17 protein-coding genes are annotated in these 21,949 nt (G+C 71.7%); 7 read left to right on the top strand and 10 right to left on the bottom strand.

All coding sequences use genetic code 11. The annotated features are described in order from the left end of the window. Positions 1-71: 71 nt before the first annotated feature. Complete coding sequence (locus NQO67_RS19570; RefSeq protein WP_255951358.1) at positions 72-1,976, bottom strand: beta-galactosidase; 1,905 nt, start codon at positions 1,974-1,976, stop codon at positions 72-74. Between the two features lie 231 nt (positions 1,977-2,207). Between NQO67_RS19570 and NQO67_RS19565 the strand changes: the two genes are divergently transcribed. Beyond that, on the top strand, positions 2,208-4,121 hold the full coding sequence (locus NQO67_RS19565; protein ID WP_255951357.1) for a protein kinase domain-containing protein: 1,914 nt from the start codon (positions 2,208-2,210) through the stop codon (positions 4,119-4,121). A gap of 133 nt (positions 4,122-4,254) precedes the next feature. On the opposite strand, the gene NQO67_RS19560 is transcribed toward NQO67_RS19565, so the two are convergent. From NQO67_RS19560 to NQO67_RS19550, 3 genes are all read right to left on the bottom strand, one after another. Then, positions 4,255-5,109, bottom strand: coding sequence for a CPBP family intramembrane glutamic endopeptidase (locus tag NQO67_RS19560; RefSeq protein WP_255951356.1), 855 nt, complete (start codon positions 5,107-5,109; stop codon positions 4,255-4,257). 159 nt (positions 5,110-5,268) lie between these two features. Next, positions 5,269-5,394 carry a hypothetical protein gene (locus NQO67_RS19555; protein WP_255951355.1) on the bottom strand — a complete coding sequence of 42 codons (126 nt, stop codon included), beginning with the start codon at positions 5,392-5,394 and terminating at the stop codon, positions 5,269-5,271. Continuing rightward, complete coding sequence (locus NQO67_RS19550) at positions 5,391-6,116, bottom strand: FadR/GntR family transcriptional regulator (RefSeq protein ID WP_255951645.1); 726 nt, start codon at positions 6,114-6,116, stop codon at positions 5,391-5,393. The genes NQO67_RS19555 and NQO67_RS19550 overlap by 4 nt, the downstream gene beginning before the upstream one ends. A 409-nt stretch (positions 6,117-6,525) precedes the next feature. Between NQO67_RS19550 and NQO67_RS19545 the strand changes: the two genes are divergently transcribed. The 4 genes from NQO67_RS19545 to NQO67_RS19530 all read left to right on the top strand — a co-directional run bounded on the left by NQO67_RS19545 (position 6,526) and on the right by NQO67_RS19530 (position 12,639). Further along, positions 6,526-8,157: an ABC transporter substrate-binding protein gene (locus NQO67_RS19545; protein ID WP_255951354.1), complete on the top strand. Its 1,632-nt coding sequence runs from the start codon at positions 6,526-6,528 to the stop codon at positions 8,155-8,157. Between the two features lie 113 nt (positions 8,158-8,270). Next, positions 8,271-9,230, top strand: coding sequence for an ABC transporter permease (locus NQO67_RS19540; RefSeq protein WP_255951353.1), 960 nt, complete (start codon positions 8,271-8,273; stop codon positions 9,228-9,230). Next, entirely contained in the window at positions 9,230-11,530 is a 2,301-nt protein-coding gene (locus NQO67_RS19535) for a dipeptide/oligopeptide/nickel ABC transporter permease/ATP-binding protein (protein ID WP_255951352.1), read from the top strand. The genes NQO67_RS19540 and NQO67_RS19535 overlap by 1 nt, the downstream gene beginning before the upstream one ends. 101 nt (positions 11,531-11,631) lie before the next feature. Then, complete coding sequence (locus tag NQO67_RS19530) at positions 11,632-12,639, top strand: oligopeptide/dipeptide ABC transporter ATP-binding protein (RefSeq protein WP_255951644.1); 1,008 nt, start codon at positions 11,632-11,634, stop codon at positions 12,637-12,639. Positions 12,640-12,727: 88 nt separating this feature from the next. Here NQO67_RS19530 and NQO67_RS19525 read toward each other — a convergent pair whose 3' ends face one another. The 6 genes from NQO67_RS19525 to leuA all read right to left on the bottom strand — a co-directional run bounded on the left by NQO67_RS19525 (position 12,728) and on the right by leuA (position 20,100). Beyond that, positions 12,728-14,224, bottom strand: a complete 1,497-nt coding sequence (locus tag NQO67_RS19525) for an FAD-dependent monooxygenase (RefSeq protein ID WP_255951351.1) — start codon at positions 14,222-14,224, stop codon at positions 12,728-12,730. A 9-nt stretch (positions 14,225-14,233) separates the two neighbouring features. Further along, on the bottom strand, positions 14,234-15,010 hold the full coding sequence (locus tag NQO67_RS19520; RefSeq protein WP_255951350.1) for a VC0807 family protein: 777 nt from the start codon (positions 15,008-15,010) through the stop codon (positions 14,234-14,236). Continuing rightward, on the bottom strand, positions 15,007-15,651 hold the full coding sequence (locus NQO67_RS19515) for a TetR/AcrR family transcriptional regulator (protein WP_255951349.1): 645 nt from the start codon (positions 15,649-15,651) through the stop codon (positions 15,007-15,009). The genes NQO67_RS19520 and NQO67_RS19515 overlap by 4 nt, the downstream gene beginning before the upstream one ends. A gap of 123 nt (positions 15,652-15,774) precedes the next feature. Further along, positions 15,775-16,989 (bottom strand): sialidase family protein, encoded by a 1,215-nt coding sequence (locus NQO67_RS19510; RefSeq protein ID WP_255951348.1) that lies wholly within the window; start codon positions 16,987-16,989, stop codon positions 15,775-15,777. Positions 16,990-17,406: 417 nt separating this feature from the next. After that, a complete protein-coding gene (locus tag NQO67_RS19505; RefSeq protein ID WP_255951347.1) occupies positions 17,407-18,129 on the bottom strand; it encodes a TerB family tellurite resistance protein in 723 nt (240 codons plus the stop codon). A gap of 213 nt (positions 18,130-18,342) precedes the next feature. After that, positions 18,343-20,100 carry a 2-isopropylmalate synthase gene (gene leuA, locus NQO67_RS19500; RefSeq protein WP_255951346.1) on the bottom strand — a complete coding sequence of 586 codons (1,758 nt, stop codon included), beginning with the start codon at positions 20,098-20,100 and terminating at the stop codon, positions 18,343-18,345. A 428-nt stretch (positions 20,101-20,528) separates the two neighbouring features. On the opposite strand from leuA, the gene NQO67_RS19495 reads away from it, so the two are divergent. Both NQO67_RS19495 and NQO67_RS19490 read left to right on the top strand, forming a co-directional pair. Next, entirely contained in the window at positions 20,529-21,614 is a 1,086-nt protein-coding gene (locus NQO67_RS19495; RefSeq protein ID WP_255951345.1) for a M4 family metallopeptidase, read from the top strand. A 30-nt stretch (positions 21,615-21,644) separates the two neighbouring features. Then, positions 21,645-21,911 (top strand): protealysin inhibitor emfourin, encoded by a 267-nt coding sequence (locus NQO67_RS19490; RefSeq protein ID WP_255951344.1) that lies wholly within the window; start codon positions 21,645-21,647, stop codon positions 21,909-21,911. Positions 21,912-21,949: the final 38 nt, after the last annotated feature.

Genomic DNA, 21,949 nt, shown 5'->3' with positions numbered 1-21,949 from the left:
TCTTCCAGGTCGCCTGCCTGATCGTCTGTCAGGTCATCTTTCTGAACGTCACGCGGGAGCGCGAGGCCGCGTCAGTCGCGCCGCACCGTCACCCCCCGCTCCCCCTCGTCCAGCACGATATGGATCCGGCTGCCGTCCGCCGTCACGCGGGTGCGGGCGTAGGCGCCGGGCAGCAGGTCGGGCAGGACCGGGTGGACGCCGGACTCCTCGCACACCCGGTCCACCAGGCGGCGGAAGTCCTGCGGTCCCGGGCGGGTGGCGAGGTACCAGGCCACGCCGTCGCCGTAGGCGTGCCGGGTCACCGAGGGGGCGCCGGAGTCGAAGGTCTCGACCGCCTCCGCGCCCTCCAGGCGGATCTCCTCCGCCCACGTGCCGTTCGGGCGCGGGTCGAACTCGTCGACGGTCAGGCCCAGCAGATCGCGGAACGGGCCCGGGTAGCCGCCGAGGTGGACGCGGTCGTGCTCGTCGGTGATGCCGGAGAAGTACGACATCACCAGGGTGCCGCCGGCCCGTACGTAGTCCTTGACGCGCTGCGCGTCGGCCTCGCTCACCGCGTACAGGTGCGGCACAACAAGGATCTTGTAGGGGCTGAAGTCGCCGGTGACGGGGACGACGTCGGTCGCCACCGCGGCGTCGTGGAAGGGCCGGTGGTGGGCGTGGGCGGCGTCCAGGAAGGCGATGTCGGCGGGGTGGGCGTCGAGTTCCACGGCCCACCAGTTCGGCCAGTCCAGCAGGAGCGCCACGTCGGCGCGCTCGGGGACGGAACCGAGCAGGTCGGGATGGGCGGCCAGCTCCTCGCCGAGCGCGGCCACCTCCCGGTGCAGGGGGTGGTCGGGGCCGCCGTGCGGGACCATCGCCGAGTGGAACTTCTCGGCGCCGCCGCGGGAGGCACGCCACTGGAAGAACAGCACCGAGTCGGCGCCGTGCGCCACCGCCTGCCAGCTGTCCAGGCGCATCCGGCCGCGCGGCTTGCGACCGTTGCGGCGCCGCCAGTTGACGGCGCTCGGGGCCTGCTCCATGAGCAGCCAGGGCTGACCGCCGCGCAGGCCGCGCATCACGTCGAAGCCGAAGGCGGTGTGCTGGAACGACTGCGCGTCGTGCGGGTCGGGATACGAGTCGTAGGAGATGACGTCCAGGTGCTCGGCCCAGGCGAAGAGGTCCAGGGTCTTCGCCACCGGGACGAAGTTGGTGGTGACCGGGATGTGCGGGGTGATCCGGTCCAGCGCGTCGCGCTCGGCGCGGTAGCAGGCGAGCAGCTCGTCGGAGGAGAAACGCTGGTAGTCGAGCTGCTGGGTGGGGTTCCGGAACGACGGGGCGGTACGGGGCGTGAAGATCTGGTCGAAACCGGTGTAGCGCTGCGACCAGAAGTCGGTGGACCACGCGTCGTTCAGGGCGTCCACGGTGCCGTACCGTGCGCGCAGCCAGCCGCGGAACGCCTCGGTGGAGACGGCGCAGTGGCAGTGCCGGGACTCGTGGCAGCCGAACTCGTTGCCGATGTGCCACAGGGCGAGCGCCGGATGGTCGGCGTACCGCTCGGCCAGCCGCTCGACGAAGCGGACCGCGTGCTCGCGGTAGACGGGACTGGAGGGGCACCAGTGCTGGCGCGCGCCCGGGTACAGCACGGTGCCGTCGGCCATCACCGGCAGCGTCTCGGGGTGCTCGACGGCCATCCACGGCGGCGGTGAGGCGGTCATGGTCGCCAGGGTGACGCAGACGCCGGTGGCGGCCAGCCGGTCCATGTGCCCGTCCAGCCAGTCGAAGTCGTACGCGCCCGGGGCGGGTTCGCACTGGGCCCAGGCGAAGATGCCGAGGCTGACCAGGTTCACGCCGGCCTGCTTCATCAGCTGCGCGTCCTCGACGTGCACCTCGGGGCCCCACTGCTCGGGGTTGTAGTCGCCGCCGTAGCCCGGCGAGCGGAGCTTGTCGTAGAAGTGGCGCAGGCGGGGTGGGGTCGCGGGGTGGCGCGGCGTGGTCATGCGGCTCCTTCGCACGGTGTCGAACTCCGGGGCAGCCTCTCAGGCTCCCCGCGCTCTGGGGAGCCCCCTTCACCGGCGATTCGCGATCTGCGGTGCGCTTGGCGCGGTGCGCCCCGTCGGGGGCACACCCTCCGCACGGGAACCGTCCCACCCCCGGGCCCAGTCCTATCCTTCGCTGCGAGAACGCCACGCGCCCGAAGACCATGTGCACCCGAGGAGAGACCAGCGCCGATGAGACCGCTCGAGCCAGGCGATCCCGAGTCGATAGGCGCCTACCGGCTGCTGGGCCGGCTCGGTGAGGGCGGGATGGGCAGGGTCTACCTGGCCCGTTCCCCGCGTGGCCGGACCGTTGCCGTCAAGACCATCCAGCCGGGCCTCGCCCGCGATCCCGGCTTCCGGCTGCGCTTCGCCGAGGAGATCGCCGCGGCCCGCCGCGTCGGCGGGGCGTGGACGGCGTCGGTGCTGGACGCGGACACCGAGGCGACGACGCCGTGGGTGGCCACCGGCTACATCGCGGGCCCGTCGCTCCACCAGGTGGTGACCGAGGACTACGGGCCGCTGCCGGAACCCTCGTCGGCGGCCCTCGCGGCCGGACTGGTGCGGGCGCTGCGTGACATCCACGACACCGGCATCGTCCACCGGGACCTTAAGCCGTCCAACGTCCTGATCACCCTTGACGGCCCGCGGGTCATCGACTTCGGGATCGCCCGCGCCATCGATGCGGCGACCGCGGCCGGGCTGACCCGCACCGGCGCCGTCATCGGCTCCCCCGGCTTCATGTCGCCCGAGCAGATACGCGGCGAAAGACTGACGACCGCGAGCGACGTCTTCAGCCTCGGTTGCGTCCTGGCCTTCGCAGCCACCGGAAAGCTGCCGTTCGGCACCGAGGACAGCGGCGGGCATGCGCTGATGTTCCGGATCGTGGCGGAGGAGGCGAAGCTCGACGACATCGCGGACGGGCCGCTCGCCGGGCTGATCCGCGACTGCCTGGGCAAGCAGCCCGACCAGCGCCCCACCATCGCCGACCTGCTGGCACGGACCGCGGACGACGCCGAGCCGCGCGGTGAGTGGCTGCCGGCCGAAGTCCTCGGGCAGCTGGGGCGGCACGCCGTGGCACTGCTGGACAACGAGGATCCCGCGGGCCGGGGCGGCGGGCCGGAAGCGGCCACCGCGGGACTGGGCGGCGGGCCGGAAGCGGCCACCGCCGCCCTGCCCGGCTCCCCGAGCGCCGCCACCGCCATGGGCCATCCCGCTCCCGCGCCCACCCGCCACCTGCCGGGGTCCACGCCAGGCCAGGACGCTTCCGGCCGGGCAGCGGTGCCGTCGCCGCGCCCGCACGGCACACCACCGCACCCGCACGGCACACCACCGCGCCCGCATCGGCCACCGGCCGCACGCAGCTACGCCACGGGGAGCTCGCACGCCATCGCGGCCGGGCCCTGGACACCGCCACCGAACGGCCGCACGCCCGCCCCCGCACGGCGCGCCGACCGGTCGGCCGCTGTCCTGTACGGGCTTCTCGCCCTGTTCACCCTCAGCCTGCTGCCCGTGATCGACACCTACGCGAAGCTCTACAAGGACCTCGGCGCCGGAATCTCCGATGCCGGCTTGTACGGCGAGCTCACGGCAACGCGGAACCGGCTCGACGACCACCTGCTCGTCTTCCCGGACGTACTGACCTTCGCGATCCTGGTGGTCTGGCTCTACTGGTTCTGGCGGGTCAGGCACAACGCCGAGGCGTTCGCGCCCGGCCGGCACCGGCACGGCCCGGTGATGGCCATGTTCTGCTGGTTCATCCCGGCGGCCAACTTCTACCTCCCCCAGCAGATCACCACGGACATCTGGCTCGCCTCCCAGCCGGCCGCAGGCCTCTCGCTCGGGCGGTTCGTCCAGCGGGAGCAGCGGTCCGGCCTGCGGCTGATCCACACCTGGTGGCTGCTGCTCCTGCTCTACGCGCTGACCGGGTTCGCCGGAGTGAGCCAGTGGTGGCATCAGGACAGCCCCGTGAACATCAGGTTCCTGGTGATGCTCGCCCTCCTCCAGAAACTCGCGGGCGCCGCCGCGGCCGTCTCCGCGCTCGTCCTCGTCCACCGCATCACGTCGGCGCAGAGCGCGCGGGTGGCAGCCGCCGCCTCGCATCGGTGACGACACGGGTCTGCGGCAACGCCCTTCACCTTTCCCGCTGTGCCCGGCACCCTCGCCGGCGACTACGGCCATGTGCCATCGCTGGCCTTCGGCCCCGGCAGCAAGCTGCCGGTCGCCGGCGGCTCGGACGGCGCTATCGAGGTGTGGAAGGTTCCCTGACGGCGGTCCCCAGGCGCTTGGATTCCGGCTGGTCCCACGGCTCCGGAGCCGCGGTGGACGCGGGGTGGCGGTGCCACCAGCCGCCGAGGACCAGGGCGACGGCGACCAGTACCGCCAGTTGCAGCACGGTGCCGGCGTCCGAGGTCGGCGGCATCAGCGCGCCGGTCATGTTCCAGGCCGCGTGCAGCAGGATCGCGGCGAGGACGCCGCCGCGCAGCCGCTCCGTGAGGAACAGGGCGATGAAGCTCAGCGGGAAGAACGAGGCGAGCAGGCACAGACCGTCGTAGGTCAGGAGTCCGCTGTCGTGCTGCCCGGTGCCCGGTACGAAGAAGAGCGGCAGGTGCCAGCATGCCCAGGTCGCTCCGATGACCGCGGTGACCACCAGCGGACGGGGCGCACCGAGCCGCAGGCGTGGTTGCAGATAGCCCCGCCAGCCGAATTCCTCCGAGAGCGGCCCCGATATCAGGGTGTAGGCGACGGCACCCAGCCACCCTCCGACACTCGCGACGGTCGAGGACACATGCGCGGCGATGCCGTCCCTGTCGCAGATCACGGCCGCGGTGACCGGTGACGACGCGCCCGCCAGCAGCGCCAGGCACGCCCAGGAGAGCCGCGGCCGAGCGCGGGGCGCGATGCGCACGCGAGGGCGGCGGAGCCAGAGGGCGAAGGCGGCGAGCGACGGGCCGCTCGCGGCCAGGGCGAACACCAACGCGCCCGCACCGGACGAGACATCCGCATGGGTCGCGGCGAGAACGATCCACGGGATCCAGGCGATACCGAAGGTGAGGGCGACGAAGGACACGACGCCGGGTTTGAGGAGGGAACGCATGGGTCAACCCTCCCGACTTCGGCACACCGCCCACCAGACGACAACCCCCCGAACCCTTCCGGGGGTTTTCCCCAGTCGCCGGGACGCAGGGCGGCCCGGGGCCGGGTTCAGCCGGGCCCCGGAACCATGCTGGTCAGGCCGACAGAGCCGCACGCCCCTTCAACGGGCCATGCGGACCACGCGGTCCATGCGGGCCGTGCGGTCCACGCGGGCCATGCGGACCACGCGGACCGTGCGGTCCATGCGATCCACGCGGGCCGCCCAGACCACGCGGGTCCCGCTCACTGCACCCCGCGCATCTCCCGCGCAGCCCGCGCCTCGATCCCACGGAAGTGGTGGGACATCGCCCGCTGGGCGGCCGCGACATCGCGGGCGCGCAACGCGGTGAGGATGTCGCGATGGCGGCGGGCCGTGACTTCGAGGGACGGGTCCTCGGTCCAGCCGCGCGCACCGGCGACCCGGTGGAAGACGTTCCAGAACGCGCCGAGCAGCTGGGGCACGAGTTCGTTGCCGAGGACGCGGTAGAGGCGTTCGTGGAACTCCCGGTCGAGGGCGGGAAAGGCCTCGCCGGCCTGGCCGGCGTCCTCCATCCGGACCACGATCTCCTCCAGGGCGTCGAGGTCCGCCTCGGTGAGGGACGGGGTGATCCGCTGTATCAGGCCCTCCTCCAGCACCTCGCGCACTTCGAGGATCTCGTTCAGCGCGTGGGCGTCGTCGCCGAGCAGGACGAGGGTGCGGAAGGTGAGGCCGTCGACGAGCGGGGTCAGGGATGCCTGGCCGACGTAGGTGCCGTAGCCGTGCCGGATCTCCACGATGTCCAGGGCCTGGAGGGCCTTGAGCGCCTCGCGCACCGAGTTGCGGCTGACGCCGAGGTCCTCCATCAGCTCGGCCTCGGTGGGCAGCGGCGCCCCGGGCTTGAGGCCGCGGTCCAGGATCAGCTGGGTGACCTCGCGCTGGATCTGGCTGTTCACCCGCCATGTACGGGACGACCGCGGGGTGGAGCGCATGGAAGAGTTGCTCGGCTCCTCAGACATGCGCTCCATCGTAGACCGGGCAGAGGTCCCACGTCCCATGTCTTCCCGCACCGTCTTTCGTAAGTGTCCTGGTCGACGGCAGTTCGCCGTCCGTTCACTCATATCGCATGCGCGGGGCGGGCGCAGCGGAACGTCCTCGGCAACGCCGTCCACCCGGCACCAACGGGCCGGGCGGGCCGCCGGCGCACGGAAGTTGCGCGCCCGCCCGCCGCGCGCACATCCCCTGTGCGCACCCCCTTGACCTGCCACCGGGCCCGATTTATGGTCGCGCGGATAGACGTAGGACGTCCTATCTCCGGGTATGTGACCGGTGGGCGCATCGCGCGGGAAACGCGGGCGTATGGACGTATCACAGTCTTTTGGGGCACTCCATGGAGGCACAGTGAGCGACGACGCGACCCCTCGGACGGCGCTGCACCGCCGGTCCTTTCTCAAGTTCACCGGTGCGCTGGGCGCGGCGACCGCGATCACGACCAGCCTCTCGGCCTGCTCGTCCGGCCCTGAGTCCACCAACGACACGGGTGGCGAGGGGGGTTCGGACCACCTCACCGCGGTGATCGGCTACGGCAACGACCAGAGCTGGGACCCGACGAAGACGGCGTCGGCGTTCACCATGGCGGCCAACCACCACATCTACGAGGGGCTGCTGGACACCGACCCGATCACCCGGAAGCCGTACCCGGCGCTGGCCACCGAGGTCCCCAGGGACCTGTCCGCCACCACCTGGCGGTTCACCCTGCGCGACGGGGCGAAGTGGCACGACGGCAAGCCCGTCACCGCCGATGACGTCATCTTCACCTTCGACCGGATCCTGAAGACCGAAACGCCGCTGCTGGCCACCTCGTTCATCGGGCCCTGGCTGAAGGAGGCGCGGAAGGTCGACGACAGGACCGTCGAGCTGATCCTGAAGTTCCCCTTCCCGGAGGGCGCGCCGCGGCTGACGATCGCGAAGATCATGCCCGAGCACGTGTTCGGCAAGGCGGGCGGCTGGGAGGCCGCGGACGGCGGCAAAGCGATCGGCTCGGGACCGTACCGGCAGACCGCGCACCACCCGAAGTCCAACACCACGTTCGCCGCCTTCGCGGACTACAACGGCCCGCGCAGGCCCACCTTCAAGACGATGAACTGGCTGTCGATCGTGGACGCCGCACCCCGCGTCGCCAAGATCTCCGGCTCCAACGCGGGCGCCCAGATCGCCGAGAACATCCCGTACGCCAACGTCGACCAGCTTCAGAAGCAGGGGCTGACCGTCGAGGGCGGCGCGGGGATGAACCACATGTTCCTGCTGTTCAACACGGGCCACAAACCGTTCGACGACATCCGGGTGCGGCAGGCGCTGTTCTACGCCATCGACACCGAGAAGATGATCCAGGCGGGCCTGCGCGGCCACGGCAAGCCCGCGTCCTCGTTCCTGGACACCGGCAACCCCACCTACCGCAAGGCCAAGACGGTCTACGGCTACGACCCGAAGAAGGCCAGGCAACTGCTGGCCGAGGCCGGCGTGAAGGACCTGACGATCAACCTCCAGGCGGTCAACGTCAGCTGGATCGTGGACTGCATACCCACCATCAAGGCGTCCTGGGACGCGATCGGCGTCAAGACGACGCTGCAACCGCAGGAGACCTCGGCCGTCTTCAGCAAACTCGACCAGAAGAAGGACTTCCAGGTCGTCGCCGCCGCGTCCAATCCGAACCAGTTCGGCATCGACGCGGACCTGATCATGCATTACAACTACGGGCCCAACAACACCTGGATGGGCTACGCCCGCTGGCAGAACAACCCCACCGCCAAGCATCTGTTCACCCTCATGGACCGGGCCACCCGGGAGCCGGACGCGGCGAAGAAGAAGCAGATGACGCAGGACTACATCGACATCGTCGCGGAGAACGCGGTGATCTACCCCGTCGTCCACAACGAGCTGATCACCGCCTGGGACCCGAAGAAGATCACCGGCATCCGGCCGCAGCCGTACCCGGGCATCAACGTCCTCACGGCCAAGCCCGTCAAGAGCTGACGTCCGCGTGCACCTGCCCGTCGCCCGCCGGGAACCGACGTCCGCGTCACCGGTCGCCGGGTACGGGATCCGTCCCGTACCCGGCGCCCTTGCCTCACCCTTAGGAGCCACACGTGCTCGCGATCGCCAGGATCCTGGCCCGCCGCATCGCCCTGCTGGTGCCTCTCCTGCTCGGCATCGTGCTGTTCGTCTTCGTCATCATGCGGTTCTCGGACAGCGATCCGGCCTCCGCGTACTTCCAGGGGGCCAATCCCACACAGGAGCAGCTGCACCAGTTCCGCCAGGAGAACGGGCTGCTCGATCCGTTCCCGGTGCGCTACGCGCACTTCGTGGTCGATCTGCTCCACGGTGACATGGGCATCAGCGTCCTCAACCGCGGCAAGGTGAGCCAGCAGATCGCCACCGCGCTGCCGCTGACCCTCCAGCTCACGCTGATGGGCCTGGTCATCGCGGTGGTGCTGGCGCTGGTGCTGGGCGTGACCGCGGCGATCCACCGCGATCGCCTCGCCGACCAGCTCATCCGGATCGTCTCGCTGACCGGTGTCGCCGCGCCCGGCTTCTGGCTGGCGCTGCTGATGATCCAGTACCTGGCGGTGCAGGCCGGCTGGTTCCCGTCCAGCGGTTACATCAATCCGGCGGACTCCTTCACCGGCTGGCTGAAGACGATGACGCTGCCCGCCTTCTCGCTGTCGCTGCCGGTCGCCGCGCAGCTGACCCGGATCGTGCGCACCGCCGTCGTCGAGGAGCTGGACAAGGACTACGTGCGCACCGCGATCGGCAGCGGCCTGCCGCCGGTCGTCGTGGTCGGCCGCAACGTGCTGCGCAACGCCCTGATCAATCCGCTGACGGTGCTGGGGCTGCGGGTCGGCTATCTGCTCGGCGGTGCCGTCGTCACCGAGACGATCTTCGCGCTGCCGGGCATGGGCAAGCTGATGATCGACGCGGTGAAGAACGGCGATCCGGCGGTGGTGCAGGGCGTGGTGCTCACCACGGCCGTCGGCTTCGTGATCGTCAACCTGGTCATCGACCTGCTGTACCTCCTGGTCAACCCGCGTCTGAGGAGCGCCTCCTGATGCCCGAGCAGATGACCGGCAAGCAGACGTCCGGCGAGCAGACGTCCGGCGAGCAGACGTCCGGCAACGAGGCGCCGAAGCAGGCGGACGGGGCTCCCTCGGGGACGGACCGGGCCGCGGCTGGAGCCGAGACGCCGGCGGCGCGTACGAAGCCGTCGGTGACGGCGGCGACGGCGGCCTCGCGTTCCTGGGCGCCGCGGGCGCGCGCGGTGCTGCGGGCGGCGGCGCTGCGCCGGCTGCCGGTGCCGTCGCGCCTCGCCCTGGGGCTGATCGTGCTGGTGGTGCTGATGGCGCTGCTGGCGCCGGTGCTCGCCCCGCACGACCCGCTCGACCAGGCACCCCTGGGCAGCGGCGACGGCGCGCCGTCCGGCGTGCACTGGATGGGGCAGGACAGCCTCGGCCGGGACATCCTCAGCCGGCTGATGTACGGGGCGCGCTGGTCGCTGGCGATCGGCCTGGGCTCGACGCTGCTGGCGCTGCTGGCGGGCGCGGTGCTGGGGGCGCTCGCCGCCACCTCGCGCAAGGCCGTCGACGAGACCGTGATGCGCTGCCTGGACGTCGTCATGGCGTTCCCCGGCATCGCGCTCGCCGCGGTCCTCGTCACCGTCTTCGGCGGCGGCATCCCCATCCTGATCTGCGCGCTCGCCTTCCTCTTCACGCCGCCGATGGCACGCGTGGTACGGGCCAATGTGCTGGACCAGTACGAGGAGGACTACGTCGTCGCCGAGCGGGTGATCGGCGCGCGCACCCCGCACATCATCTGGCGGCACGTGGCCATCAACTGCGCCGCGCCGATCCTCGTGTACTGCACCGTGCAGGTCGCCGAGGCCATCGTCTTCGAGGCGTCGCTGTCCTTCATCGGCGCCGGGGTCCGCCCGCCCGACCCGTCCTGGGGCAGCGTCATCTCCGACGGCAAGAACATGGTGCTCACCGGCGGCTGGTGGGCGACCGTCTTCCCGGGCCTGCTGATGCTGCTCACCGTCCTCGCGCTGAACGTGCTCTCGGAGGGCGTGTCGGACGCGTGGGCGGCGCCCGCCCAGCGGCGCGGGTCCGACGGTGCCGAGGCCCGGGACGCCGGCACGGTGGCCGCAGCGGCGGTCGACGCCAAGGCGGTGGCGGTCGCGGCGGATGCGACGCGCCCCGCTGCCGGGGAGGCGGCGGACCGGGACGCGGCGGACGCGCTGGACGCGCTGGAGACCGCGCGGCCCGGCACCGGCGCCGTCACCGAGCTGCCCGCGCTCACCGAGGCCGCGGCGCGGCTGCGCGAGCGTGCCCGACCGCTGCCGCAGGGCGCGCCGATCCTCCGCGTGGAGCAGCTGGCCATCGGCTTCGACCAGCGGCACCGCGGGGTCGACATCGTGGCCGGCATCAGCTTCGAGGTGCGGCCCGGTGAAGTGCTCGGCCTGGTGGGCGAGTCGGGGTGCGGCAAGTCGCTGACCGCGCTCACGGTGATGGGGCTCGCGCCCGGCGGAGCCAGGGTCGGTGGCCGGGTCGTCTTCGACGGCCAGGAGCTGACCGGCATGCCGATGAAGGCCCGGCGGCGGCTGCTCGGCCACGACATGGCGATGATCTACCAGGACGCGCTGTCGTCGCTGAATCCGGCGATGACGGTACACGCCCAGCTCAAGCAGTTGATCCGGCGCGGCGGTACGCGCAGCGCCGGCGAACTGCTCAGGCTGGTCGGCCTCGACCCGGAGCGCACCCTGCGCAGCTATCCGCACGAGCTGTCCGGCGGGCAGCGCCAGCGGGTGCTGATCGCGATGGCGCTGTCCCGCAATCCGAAGCTGATCGTCGCCGACGAGCCCACCACGGCGCTCGACGTCACCGTGCAGGCGCAGATCATCGAACTGCTGCTGCGGCTGCGCGAGGAGCTGGGCTTCGCGCTGATCCTCGTCTCGCACGACCTCGCGCTGGTCGCCGACGTGACCGACCGGATCGCCGTGATGTACGGCGGGCAGCTCGTCGAGACGGCGGCGAGCGCGTCCCTCGTGGCGACGCCCGCCCACCACTACACGCGCGGCCTGCTCGGCTCGGTGCTCTCGCTGGAGTCGGCGGCCGAGCGGATGACGCAGATCCGCGGGGTGGTGCCGTCCCCGGCGGACTTCCCCGCGGGGTGCCGGTTCTCCGACCGGTGCCCGATGGCGAGCGACACCTGCCGGTCCACGGCGCCCGAACTGGTCGGCCCCGACACCGCCGTCCACGCGGTGGCCTGCCACCATCCGGCGGTCGAGCTGCCCGGCACGGCATCCGGCGACCACGAGGGCGGCCGGCGCGGCCGGGGAAGCGAGGCTGTGAAGTGAGCGAGACCCCTGAGGTGAGCAGGCCCCTGACCAAGGAGGAGCCAGCGGCGCACGGCAACGAGCCCGGGACCGGCGCCGAGGCCGGGGCCGGCGCCGGCCTGATGGCCCTGGCCGGCGCGAGCGTGGTGCACCGGGCGCGCACCGGCGGACTGTGGCATCGCGACCGGGTGTACGCGCTCACCGACGCCGATCTCACGATCGCGCCCGGGGAGACCGTCGGCATCGTCGGCGAGTCCGGCTGCGGCAAGTCGACGCTGGCGAAGGTGCTGGTGGGCGTGGAGCAGCCGACGTCGGGCACGGTCACGCTGCGGGGCCGCGACCTGTGGGCGATGCACCCCGCCGAACGGCGCCGGCTGATCGGCACCGGGACCGGCATGGTCTTCCAGGACCCGGCCACCGCGCTCAACCGCCGTCTGACGATCCGGCAGATCCTGCGCGACCCGCTCGACGTGCACCGGCACGGCACACCCGCGCGGCGCGAGGAGCGGGTGCGGGAGCTGATGGCGCTGGTCGGGCTGCCGAAGGCGCTGGCCGAAGCACTGCCGGGGCAGCTCTCCGGCGGCCAGCGGCAGCGCGTCGCCATCGCCCGTGCGCTCGCCCTCGAACCGGCGCTGGTCGTCGCGGACGAGCCGACGAGCGCGCTGGACGTGTCGGTGCGCGCCCAGATCCTGAACCTCCTGCTCGACCTGAAGGAACGCCTCGGCCTCGCCCTGGTGTTCGTCTCGCACGACATCCAGACGGTGCGGCGGATGAGCGACCGCGTCATCACGATGTACCTGGGCCGCATCGTCGAGGAGTCCCCGGCCGCCGAGGTCACCGCGCACGCACGGCACCCCTACACCCGGGCCCTGTTCTCGGCGACCCCCGGCCTCCTGGATCCGATCGACCCGATCCCCCTGGTGGGCCCCGTCCCGTCGGCCACCCACCCCCCGAGCGGCTGCCCCTTCCGCACCCGCTGCTGGCGCGCCGACCACTCCTGCCGAGCCACCATGCCGGCCATCACGGAGTCCCACACCTCCGGCCACCGCTTCCGTTGCCACCACCCGGTGGGCCCGGACGAGTCGATCCACGACCTGGTCATCCAGGCGACGGCGCCCACGGAGGGGTGACGGGGGCGGGCCTGGGCGGGCCCTGCCCCGGAGCAGGGCCCGCCCAGGCACGAACCCACGCGCCGAGAACGACCCGTCTCGGGCCCCGTCACCCCCGCACGGCCGCCGCGCCGGGCGCACCGAACCAAACCGCGAGCGCGGTGCGTAGGCCGGTCGTGTCGGCGGCTCGGCCGGCCCAGCAGACGTGTCCGTCCGGGCGGACCAGCAACGCCTCGCCGGTGTCGGTCGCGCCCCCGTGGCCCGGGCACTCGACCCGGTCAGCCCAGCCGTCCGCTGCTGCGGCGGCGAGGGGGGACGCGGCGCCGGCCAGCAGGGCGCCCCGTCCGGTCGTCAGGCGGACGCCGGGTGCGCGGGCGCCCAGCAGGGGGTGGTCCGGGGCGCCGGGCATCGGGTAGCGGATGTCCGTACCGGCGATCATGGCGGCGATACGGCGGTTGGCCTCCGGGGTGGTGAGCAGGTCGGCGAGCAACTCGCGTACCAGCACCGCGTCCGGGTCGGGGAGCGTCAGCACCATCTGGGCCCGGGTGTTGGCCAGCACCCGGGCGCCGACCGGGTGCCGTTCGGCGTGATAGGTGGCCAGCAGCCCGTCCGGTGCCCACCCCCGGACCGCGGCGGCCAGCTTCCAGCCCAGGTTGAACGCGTCCTGCATGCCGAGGTTGAGGCCCTGCCCGCCGGCGGGGGCGTGGATGTGGGCGGCGTCGCCGGCGAGCAGCACCCGGCCGTCGACGTACCGCTCGGCCTGCCGGGAGGCGTCGGTGAAACGGGACGCCCAGCGGACCGCCCGCAGTTCGCGCGGCGGGCCGGGGCAGCGGGCCAGTGCCGTGCGCACCTCGTCCGCCGTGACCGGAGCGTCGCGGTCGACGCCCTGCTGTTCGGGGCCGCCGAAGACCAGCCGGTGCACTCCGCCGTCCAGCGGGAGCAGGTAGGCGGCGCCCTCGACGGTCGGGCTCAGGTCGGGCAGCCGCCAGGGCTCGTCGGTGCCGTCGGATCCGGCCGCGGTGGGGGCGAGTTCGACGTCGGCGACGGCCATGCCGATCCGGCCGTCCCGTCCCGGAAAGGGCACGCCCAGGAGCCGGCGCACCGTGCTGCGCCCGCCGTCCGCGCCCACCAGGCACCCGGCACGTGCGGTGTACGCGGCGCCGTCCTGCCCCTGGAGGGTGACGGTGACGCCCTGCGCGTCCTGCCGAAACGACGTCAGCTCCCGGCCCCGCAGCACCGGGACGCCGTACTCGACGAGACGGTCCTCCAGGAACTCCTCGACCCGGGCCTGCGGGACGCCGACCTGGTTCGGGAACGCGGTGTCCAGCGCCCCGTAGTCGAGCGGGAGACCGGCGAAGTGGCCGGCGGGGAGGAGGGCGAGCGACCGGTCCAGGATCGGCTCCAGCCAGCCCCGGCAGTCCAGTACCTCGGCGGTGCGCGGCTGGAGGTTGAGCGCCTTGGACTGACCGGTCCTGCGGGGCAGCCGCTCCACGACGGCCGCCCGTACCCCGGCCAGACCCAGCTCGTTGGCGAGCAGCAGACCGGTCGGGCCGGCGCCCGCGATCAGCACCTCGATGCCGGTGGCATCGGTGACGGCGAGGTCCATGGCGCGCGCCTACAGCTTCAGGCCGTGCCGGGTGAGGTACCAGTTGTGCCAGGTGAGCAGCCCGCCGAGGAGCGCCAGCCAGAGCAGGGTGCTGGTGAGCGGGAAGGCGTCCACCGGGATCGTGTACGCCAGCGCCACCCGCAGCACCGCGTCGAGCAGGAAGACCGCGCCCCACACCGTCGTGATCAGCCGCATGTGGTGGCGGAACACCGGCTCCGCGTCCCACCGCGCCTCCCATTCGACCAGTCCCGCCTCGCCGACCTTGGCGATGACGATGCCGCGCGAGGCCGTCATGATGAACGGGCGCCGGGTCAGCAGCGTGCCGAGCACCCAGCACCCGATCGCGGCGGTCAGCCAGCTGTCCCGGACCATCACGACCCGCGGGCTGCCGGTGACCAGGGACAGCAGGGTCCCGATCACCACCAGGCTCAGCGTGAAGACCGCCATCGCCTCCACCCGCCGCTGCCGCACGATGCCGTAAGCGATCCACGGCAACAGCAGCACGCCGCCGGCCACCATCGAGAGCCACTGCCCGGCGCCGACCGCACGCAGCCCGTAGTAGGAGCCGAGCGGGAGGGCGAGCTCGAAGAACAGCTGCGCGGCAAGCCGCCGGCGCAGCGCCGTCGTACGGCGCCGTCGGGTGAGCGCCGCCGCTGCCTCGTCCGGCGCGCCCCTGCCGGTCCCGGCCCCGCCCGCCCCGGTCTCGTCCGTCCCGACCTCGTCCGTCTCGGGCTGCGGTTCCTGTCGCGCTGCCATGGTGGGTGCCCCCGTGTCGACTGTGGTCATGACGTCCTCCTGGTGGCGCGGTCGAACAGGTCCGCCAGCTCCCGGCCCGCGGCCCGTACGTCGAGTTGGGGATCCTGGGTGGCGCGGAGTACCACGTCGTCGATGGCGGCGCGGATCGCCCGCACCATCACCCAGGGGTCGAAGTCGCAGAACTCTCCCGCGCGTTGCCCCTTGCGGACCTGCTCCACCTGGAGGGCGAGGTTCGTCTCCGTGGTGTCGAGGAAGAAGTCCATGCCGGGGTCGCCGCCCCGCAGGTTGCCGAGGATCTCGACCAGGGCCGCCAGGTGCTTGGGGTAGTCCGCCAGCAGGTCGAAGTTGCCCTCAATGGCGGCGCGCAGCCGAGCCGTGTAGCTCTCGTGGGCCTCGATACGGGCGCGGGAGTACCCCTCAGCGAGCGTCATCACCTCGGTGACGACCTCGCGCATCAGGTCGTCCCGCCCGTCGAAGTGGTAGGAGATCATCCCCGTACTGCTCAGCCCGGCGTGCTGGGCGATCTTCGCGAACGAGGCCTTGTGGTAGCCGATCTCGGCGATGACCTCGATGGTCGCCGCGACGATCTGGGCGCGGCGCCCGGTCTCCGTGAAGGAGGGCTTGGTCTTGCCCGCCGACTTTTGCTTGCCCGCGCTGTTTCTTGCTTGCATGAGCAAGAACGGTAGAGCCATTTGCTCACCCGAGCAAGACGGTTTTGCTCACCCGAGCAAAAAAAGGGGGGCCGGGGCACAGCCCCGACCCCCGCCCCCTGGCGGCTCCCCCACTACGACGCGCTACGACCCGCCATGTCTCGCCAATCCGCTCAGCGCGATCCGACGGAACTCGATCCGCTCGTACGTGCCCTGATCCCCCGTCTCGTAGAGCAGGCCGACCGTGCCGGCGTCCGGCTGGACCAGGTCCGAGTAGGCCGCGGGCAGGTCCGAGAGCGTCACGGCACGCGAGAACGTGGCGCCCTCGTCGGCGCTGCGGAAGATCGCCATGGCGGCGCGCGCGGTCGGCACCGACGGCCCCGAGAACAGCAGCGGCGCCCCGCGACCGGTCGCCTGGAGCACGCTGCCCTGCACCACCGGCACATCGTCCAGCGTGGCCTGCACCGCGTACGGGCGGTCCAGGGTGCGGCCTCCGTCGCTGGAGTAGCTGTCGAGACGGTTGCCGACGCTGCCGCCGTTCTGGTCGCGTGCGCTGAAGTAGAGCCGTCCGTCGGGGAGCTGGGCGGCACTGGACTCGTTGGCGTTGACCACACCGTCGTACGACTCGTCGACGAAGCCGAGTTGCCAGGTCTGGCCGCCGTCGTCGCTGTAAAGGGCGTGAGCGCCGTAGTACTTGGCCTCCTGGCCGGTGTCCGGGGAGCCGGCGGGTGGCGCGGCCGAGTGGTTCGCCGGGACGACGAGACGGCCGGCGTGCGGGCCACGGGTGAGCGCGACGGCGTGCCCGGGCCCGGTGGCGTACCAGCGCCAGCCGGGGCGCTTGACGTCGGCGGTGATCTCGCGCGGCGGCGAGAAGGTGCGCCCGTCGTCGCCGGACGTCTGCACGAAGACCCGACGGCCCTGCTCGGGCGTGACCTCACCGCGCATGATCTGGGCCTCGGTCACATCCCCGCTGTTGTAGCAGGTGAGAAGCACGATATGGCCGGTGCGCGGATCGACGACGGGAGCCGGGTTGCCGCGGGTGTCCCCGTCACCGGCGGCCACCACGTCGAGCGGACCCCAGGTGCAGCCGCCGTCGCCGGACCGCTTGCGCACCACGTCGATGTTGCCGCTGTCCCCCGCTCCTCCGACCCGCCCCTCGGCAAAGGCCACCAGCGCACCGTCCGCGGTTCGCACCGCCGCCGGAATGCGGAACGTGTCGTACCCGTCCTGCCCGGCCGAGAACGGCACGGAGGTGGTGCACGGCGCGCGGTGCCTCCCCTCGCTTGCACTGCTTCCGCCGGCGGCGACGGCGGGCCCGGTGGTCGCCAGCAGCGCCGCCCCCGCGATGGCCAAACCCATGATCACCCGACTCTGAGCGCCCATCTTTCCCCTCGCGACCATCCACCACCGACCGGACATAGGACGTAGGACGTCCTTCGTTCCAGCAACCTAACGGGGTGGGGGTGACGGGGCAATACCGGAAGCGGCAATACGCCCGTCAGGGAAGCCGACGGAACGCACCCGGCCAGGGACGCCCCACAAGGGGCGCGGGGAACTGCGCGACCAACCGCAATGAAAACCGCACATCGCCACCGCCCCGAGGGGCACCCCAGTCCGCACCCACCACCGACAGGTGAAAGCGCACGCACCCGCGCGGGGACGGAGACCGGGGGACAGGGACAGGAGGGCACGGCGAAGCCGAACGGGCACCGCGCCGGCGGATGGCCAGGCCCCGCGCCAGCGGCACGGAAACCGCAAGGGGCGGACCCCTACGACTTACGACGAAGTCGTACGCGCCGCGGCGAGGAGCCGCGAGACATCATCCGCGCCCATGGTGAGCGCACTCCCCACCGTGCCGAGCACATCCCGCTCCGCAGGCGTGTAGGGCCCGTCCGCGAGGGCGATCCTGGCACCCTGCACCAGGATCGACTCGCGTCCGGCGGGGGCGAGGTGCGGGGTGAGCGGGTCGAGCGCCTCGTGCAGCTCTATGGCGAGCCCGGTGAGCCCGGACCCGCACTGCTCCGGCAGCCGCCCGGTGTCGGCGGCCAGCGCCTCGATGAGGGCGGCCAGCTGCTCCTCGGTGCACTGGTCGAACCCGGCGGCGCGCACCACGCCCACGGCGGCCTCCAGCGCGGCACGCTCGCAGGTGCCGTCCGCGGCGAGCACGGCGAGCGCGACGGTGTGCACGGCGTCGCGGAGCATGGCGGAGAAGCGGTGCGTGGTGGGGTGGTCCAGGGCGTCGGTGCCGAAGTGTTCGCAGCAGGCGGCGCACTCGACGACCGGTCCCGCGCTGCCACGCGGCACGAGCGGGATGCCGAGCACGGCGAACCTGCGGCGGCCGGTACGGCGCTGGTAGTTGCGGTCACCGCCGCAGCCCGGGCAGAAGAACTCGCCGTCACCGACGGTGGTCCAGGCGGTGCGGATGCCCACGACGCGCGATATCCGGGAGATACCGCCCTCCTGAGCGGCCCGTCCGTTTCGACCCCATCCTGGCAGCACGTGGCACCCTCCATCGCAACGCGGCAACGCTCCCTTGCGTCTCACTCCGCTGTGCCCCCGCGCTTTCACTGGGGCTCCGGATGCAGAGCTGTCGCGTTGGCGTGATGTTAGCCACATTGTCGATGTGACGTCAGTACCCCCTACCGGAGCTTGGCCGTAAGACGACCGGATCCCGTGTGCCCCCAGGGCCCACGGGATCCGTGAACGCGCCGGTCAGATGCCTTGGCGGGTCGCGCGGTTGACCGCGGACACCACGGCCTTCAGTGACGCACGTGTCGTATTCGCGTCGATGCCGATCCCCCACAGGACCTTGTTGTCGATCGCGCATTCGATGTACGAGGCGGCCTGTGCGGAGGCGCCCTCGCTCATCGTGTGCTCCTGGTAGTCCAGCAGCCGTACGTCCAGGCCCAGGGTGCCCAGGGCGTCGAAGAACGCCGAGATCGGGCCGTTGCCGGAGCCGGTCAGCTCGGTGCTCTCGCCGTCCACCTCGGCCTCGACGGTGAGCCGGTCGATGCCGTCGGGGGTGTCGGTGGTGGTGTGGCCGGCCTTGACCTGGATGCGGCCCCAGGGGTTCTCCGCGTTCGGCAGGTACTCGTCGCGGAAGATGTGCCAGATCTCGGCCGGCGTCATCTCGCCGCCTTCGGCGTCGGTCTTGGCCTGGATGATCTTCGAGAACTCGATCTGCATCCGGCGCGGCAGGTCCAGCTTGTGGTCGTTCTTCAGGACGTAGGCGATGCCACCCTTGCCGGACTGCGAGTTGACGCGGATCACGGCCTCGTAGGAGCGGCCCACGTCCTTGGGGTCGATGGGCAGGTAGGGCACGGCCCAGGTGATGTCGTCGACGCTGGTGCCGGCGGCCTCGGCGCGGGCCTCCATCGACTCGAAGCCCTTCTTGATGGCGTCCTGGTGGGAGCCGGAGAAGGCGGTGTAGACGAGGTCGCCCGCGTAGGGGTGGCGCGGGTGGACCTCCATCTGGTTGCAGTACTGGGCGGTGCGACGGATCTCGTCGATGTCGGAGAAGTCGATCTGCGGGTCGACGCCCTGGCTGAACAGGTTCATGCCCAGGGTGACCAGGTCGACGTTGCCGGTGCGCTCGCCCTGGCCGAACAGGCAGCCTTCGATGCGGTCGGCGCCCGCCATCAGGGCCAGTTCGGCGGCGGCGACGGCGGTGCCGCGGTCGTTGTGCGGGTGCACGGACAGGCAGACGTACTCCCGGCGGGACAGGTTCCGGGACATCCACTCGAAGCGGTCGGCGTGCGTGGAGGGGGTGGAGCGCTCCACGGTGGCCGGCAGGTTGAGGATGATCTCGCGGCCCTCGCCGGGCTGCCAGACGTCCATGACGCCCTCGCAGACGTCCAGGGCGAAGTCCAGCTCGGTGTCGGTGAAGATCTCCGGCGAGTACTGGTAGCCGAAGGTGGTGCGGTCGTCGAGCAGCTTGTCGGCGTACTCCATGACCAGCCGGGTGCCGTCCACGGCGATCTGCTTGACCTGGTCCCGGGAGCCGCGGAAGACGACCTCGCGCCAGACCGGCGCGGTGGCGTTGTACAGGTGGACGGTGGCGCGGTGGGCGCCTTTCAGGGACTCCACGGTGCGCTCGATCAGCTCTTCGCGCGCCTGGGTCAGCACCGAGATGGTGACGTCCTCGGGGATCGCGTCGCCCTCGATGATGGAGCGTACGAAGTCGAAGTCGGTCTGCCCGGAGGACGGGAAGCCGACCTCGATCTCCTTGTACCCCATCCGTACCAGCAGGTCGAACATCTCGCGCTTGCGGGCCGGCGACATGGGGTCGATCAGCGCCTGGTTGCCGTCGCGCAGGTCGGTGGAGAGCCAGCGGGGGGCCTGCGTGATGCGCTGGTTCGGCCAGCTGCGGTCGGGGATGTCCACCTGCTCGTAGGGCCCGTACCGGTGGATCGGCAGGGTGCTGGGCCGCTGGAAGTGGGTGGTGTTCGTGATCGGCGTGGGCTGCGACATGATGCGGGGCTCCTCGGGATCCGCGGGGGACGGCCGACGGTCGTAGCGCAACCTCGAACTCCGCGGGGAGGGGGTCGGCCTTCGACTACAGGCCCTCGCCGCGGCAGCTAAGGAGAAGCAGCCCGAAACGCATGATGCGGAGCAGCCTAGCCGAGACCTGCGAGGTGCGGGGGCCCGTATCAGTATGCGGGACCGCGCATGATCCATGCAGACGGCGCCCCGGGGCCCCGACGCCACTTCGCGCGCCTGCGCACGCAGGGGGCCCGCCCAACACCCCTGCTCCGAGCACCCACCTGGGGAACCCAAACCATCTGGGCCGCCAGGTAGGCCCGACATCCGACACGAAAACGAGACGAATTTCACTCCATTTACGTAATGACGCTTGCGACCGGTGACAAGACGGTCACACACCGCCACCCTTGTGTTGTATGACCGTCAGCGACCCGACGGGCCATATGCCCGTCTTCTGCCCCATCGTCCCGCCGCATGTCCTTGACGCCCTCGCCCGGCACGAGGACCCGGTGCTCTCCGACCCGGCCCGCCGCACCCTGGAGATCGACGCCCACGAGCGCTCCCGCCGGCGCACGGCCGCGTTCGCCGGTGTGGCCACGGCACCCCGGCCCGAGGGCGCCGCCCCGCACCACCCGCACCGCACCGTCCACGACGCGGGCCACGAGACGGACCTGCCCGGCCGCACGGTGCGCGGCGAGGGTGCCCCGGCCTCCCGGGACGCCACCGTCAATCGTGCCTACTCCGGGCTCGGCGCCACCTTCGAGATGTACCTGAAGGCCTACGGCCGCGACTCCATCGACGGCAAGGGGGTGCCGCTGGTCGCCAGCGTGCACTACAGCCGGGACTACAACAACGCCTTCTGGAACGGCGAGCAGATGGTCTTCGGCGACGGTGACGGCGAGGTGTTCCTCGACTTCACCATCCCCGTCGACGTCATCGGCCACGAGCTGACCCACGGCGTCACCCAGCACACCGCCAACCTCGCCTACGAGGGCCAGTCCGGCGCGTTGAACGAATCGGTGTCCGACGTCTTCGGCTCGCTGATCAAGCAGTACGCGCTGGGCCAGACCGCGGCCGAGGCGGACTGGCTGATCGGCGCCGGGCTGCTGGCACCGCGCGTCACCGGCACCGCCCTGCGCTCGATGAAGGCCCCCGGCACCGCGTACGACGACGACGTGCTCGGCAAGGACCCCCAACCCGCCACCATGGACGGCTACGTCAAGACCACCGACGACAACGGCGGCGTCCACATCAACTCCGGCATCCCCAACCACGCGTTCTACCTGCTCGCCAAGGAGCTGGGCGGGCACGCCTGGGAGCGTGCAGGGCAGATCTGGTACGACGTCCTCACCGGTGGCGACCTCGCCCAGGACGCGTCCTTCGCCGACTTCGCCAGGCTGACCGTGCAGGCCGCGCACGGCCGCTACGGCAAGGGGGGCACCAGCCCCGAGGAGGACGCCGTGGTCAAGGCCTGGGCCGAGGTCGGCGTGGAGACCGCGTAGCCGGCGCCCCACCGGTGTAAGACAGAAGGTATGCGTATCCAGGTGAAGCGAACCGGAGGGTTCGCGGGCGTCGAGCGCCACGCCGAGGTGGACGTCTCCGGACGGGGCGACGCGGCCGAGTGGCAGTCCCTGGCCGACCAGGCACTCGCCGACGGCCGGACCACGCCCCCGATCGGGGTGCCGGACGGCTTCAGCTACCAGCTCACCGTCGACGGGCACACCGTCTACTGCGCCGACCCCCGCCTCACGGAAGCCCAGCGCACGTTGATCTCCCGGGTACTGAAGGAAGGAGCGTGACGCCCCCTGGGCCGAGCCAGGGGGCGCTGCGCCCGTCG

It is taken from the genome of Streptomyces odontomachi, assembly GCF_024435355.1.
Taxonomy (GTDB): domain Bacteria; phylum Actinomycetota; class Actinomycetes; order Streptomycetales; family Streptomycetaceae; genus Streptomyces; species Streptomyces odontomachi.
Note: the sequence above shows the minus strand (reverse complement) of the source record. Positions and strands in the feature narration are given on the sequence as shown.

Excerpts from the sequence above, each read along its gene's own strand:
- NQO67_RS19535 (WP_255951352.1), top strand. The coding sequence starts at position 9,230 with ATGCCCGAGCAGATGACCGGCAAGCAGACGTCCGGCGAGCAGACGTCC.
- NQO67_RS19510 (WP_255951348.1), bottom strand. The coding sequence starts at position 16,989 with ATGGGTTTGGCCATCGCGGGGGCGGCGCTGCTGGCGACCACCGGGCCC.
- NQO67_RS19565 (WP_255951357.1), top strand. The coding sequence starts at position 2,208 with ATGAGACCGCTCGAGCCAGGCGATCCCGAGTCGATAGGCGCCTACCGG.
- leuA (WP_255951346.1), bottom strand. The coding sequence starts at position 20,100 with ATGTCGCAGCCCACGCCGATCACGAACACCACCCACTTCCAGCGGCCC.
- NQO67_RS19560 (WP_255951356.1), bottom strand. The coding sequence starts at position 5,109 with ATGCGTTCCCTCCTCAAACCCGGCGTCGTGTCCTTCGTCGCCCTCACC.
- NQO67_RS19495 (WP_255951345.1), top strand. The coding sequence starts at position 20,529 with ATGACCGTCAGCGACCCGACGGGCCATATGCCCGTCTTCTGCCCCATC.
- NQO67_RS19550 (WP_255951645.1), bottom strand. The coding sequence starts at position 6,116 with ATGCGCTCCACCCCGCGGTCGTCCCGTACATGGCGGGTGAACAGCCAG.
- NQO67_RS19570 (WP_255951358.1), bottom strand. The coding sequence starts at position 1,976 with ATGACCACGCCGCGCCACCCCGCGACCCCACCCCGCCTGCGCCACTTC.
- NQO67_RS19530 (WP_255951644.1), top strand. The coding sequence starts at position 11,632 with ATGGCCCTGGCCGGCGCGAGCGTGGTGCACCGGGCGCGCACCGGCGGA.
- NQO67_RS19520 (WP_255951350.1), bottom strand. The coding sequence starts at position 15,010 with ATGACCACAGTCGACACGGGGGCACCCACCATGGCAGCGCGACAGGAA.
- NQO67_RS19525 (WP_255951351.1), bottom strand. The coding sequence starts at position 14,224 with ATGGACCTCGCCGTCACCGATGCCACCGGCATCGAGGTGCTGATCGCG.
- NQO67_RS19515 (WP_255951349.1), bottom strand. The coding sequence starts at position 15,651 with ATGCAAGCAAGAAACAGCGCGGGCAAGCAAAAGTCGGCGGGCAAGACC.
- NQO67_RS19490 (WP_255951344.1), top strand. The coding sequence starts at position 21,645 with ATGCGTATCCAGGTGAAGCGAACCGGAGGGTTCGCGGGCGTCGAGCGC.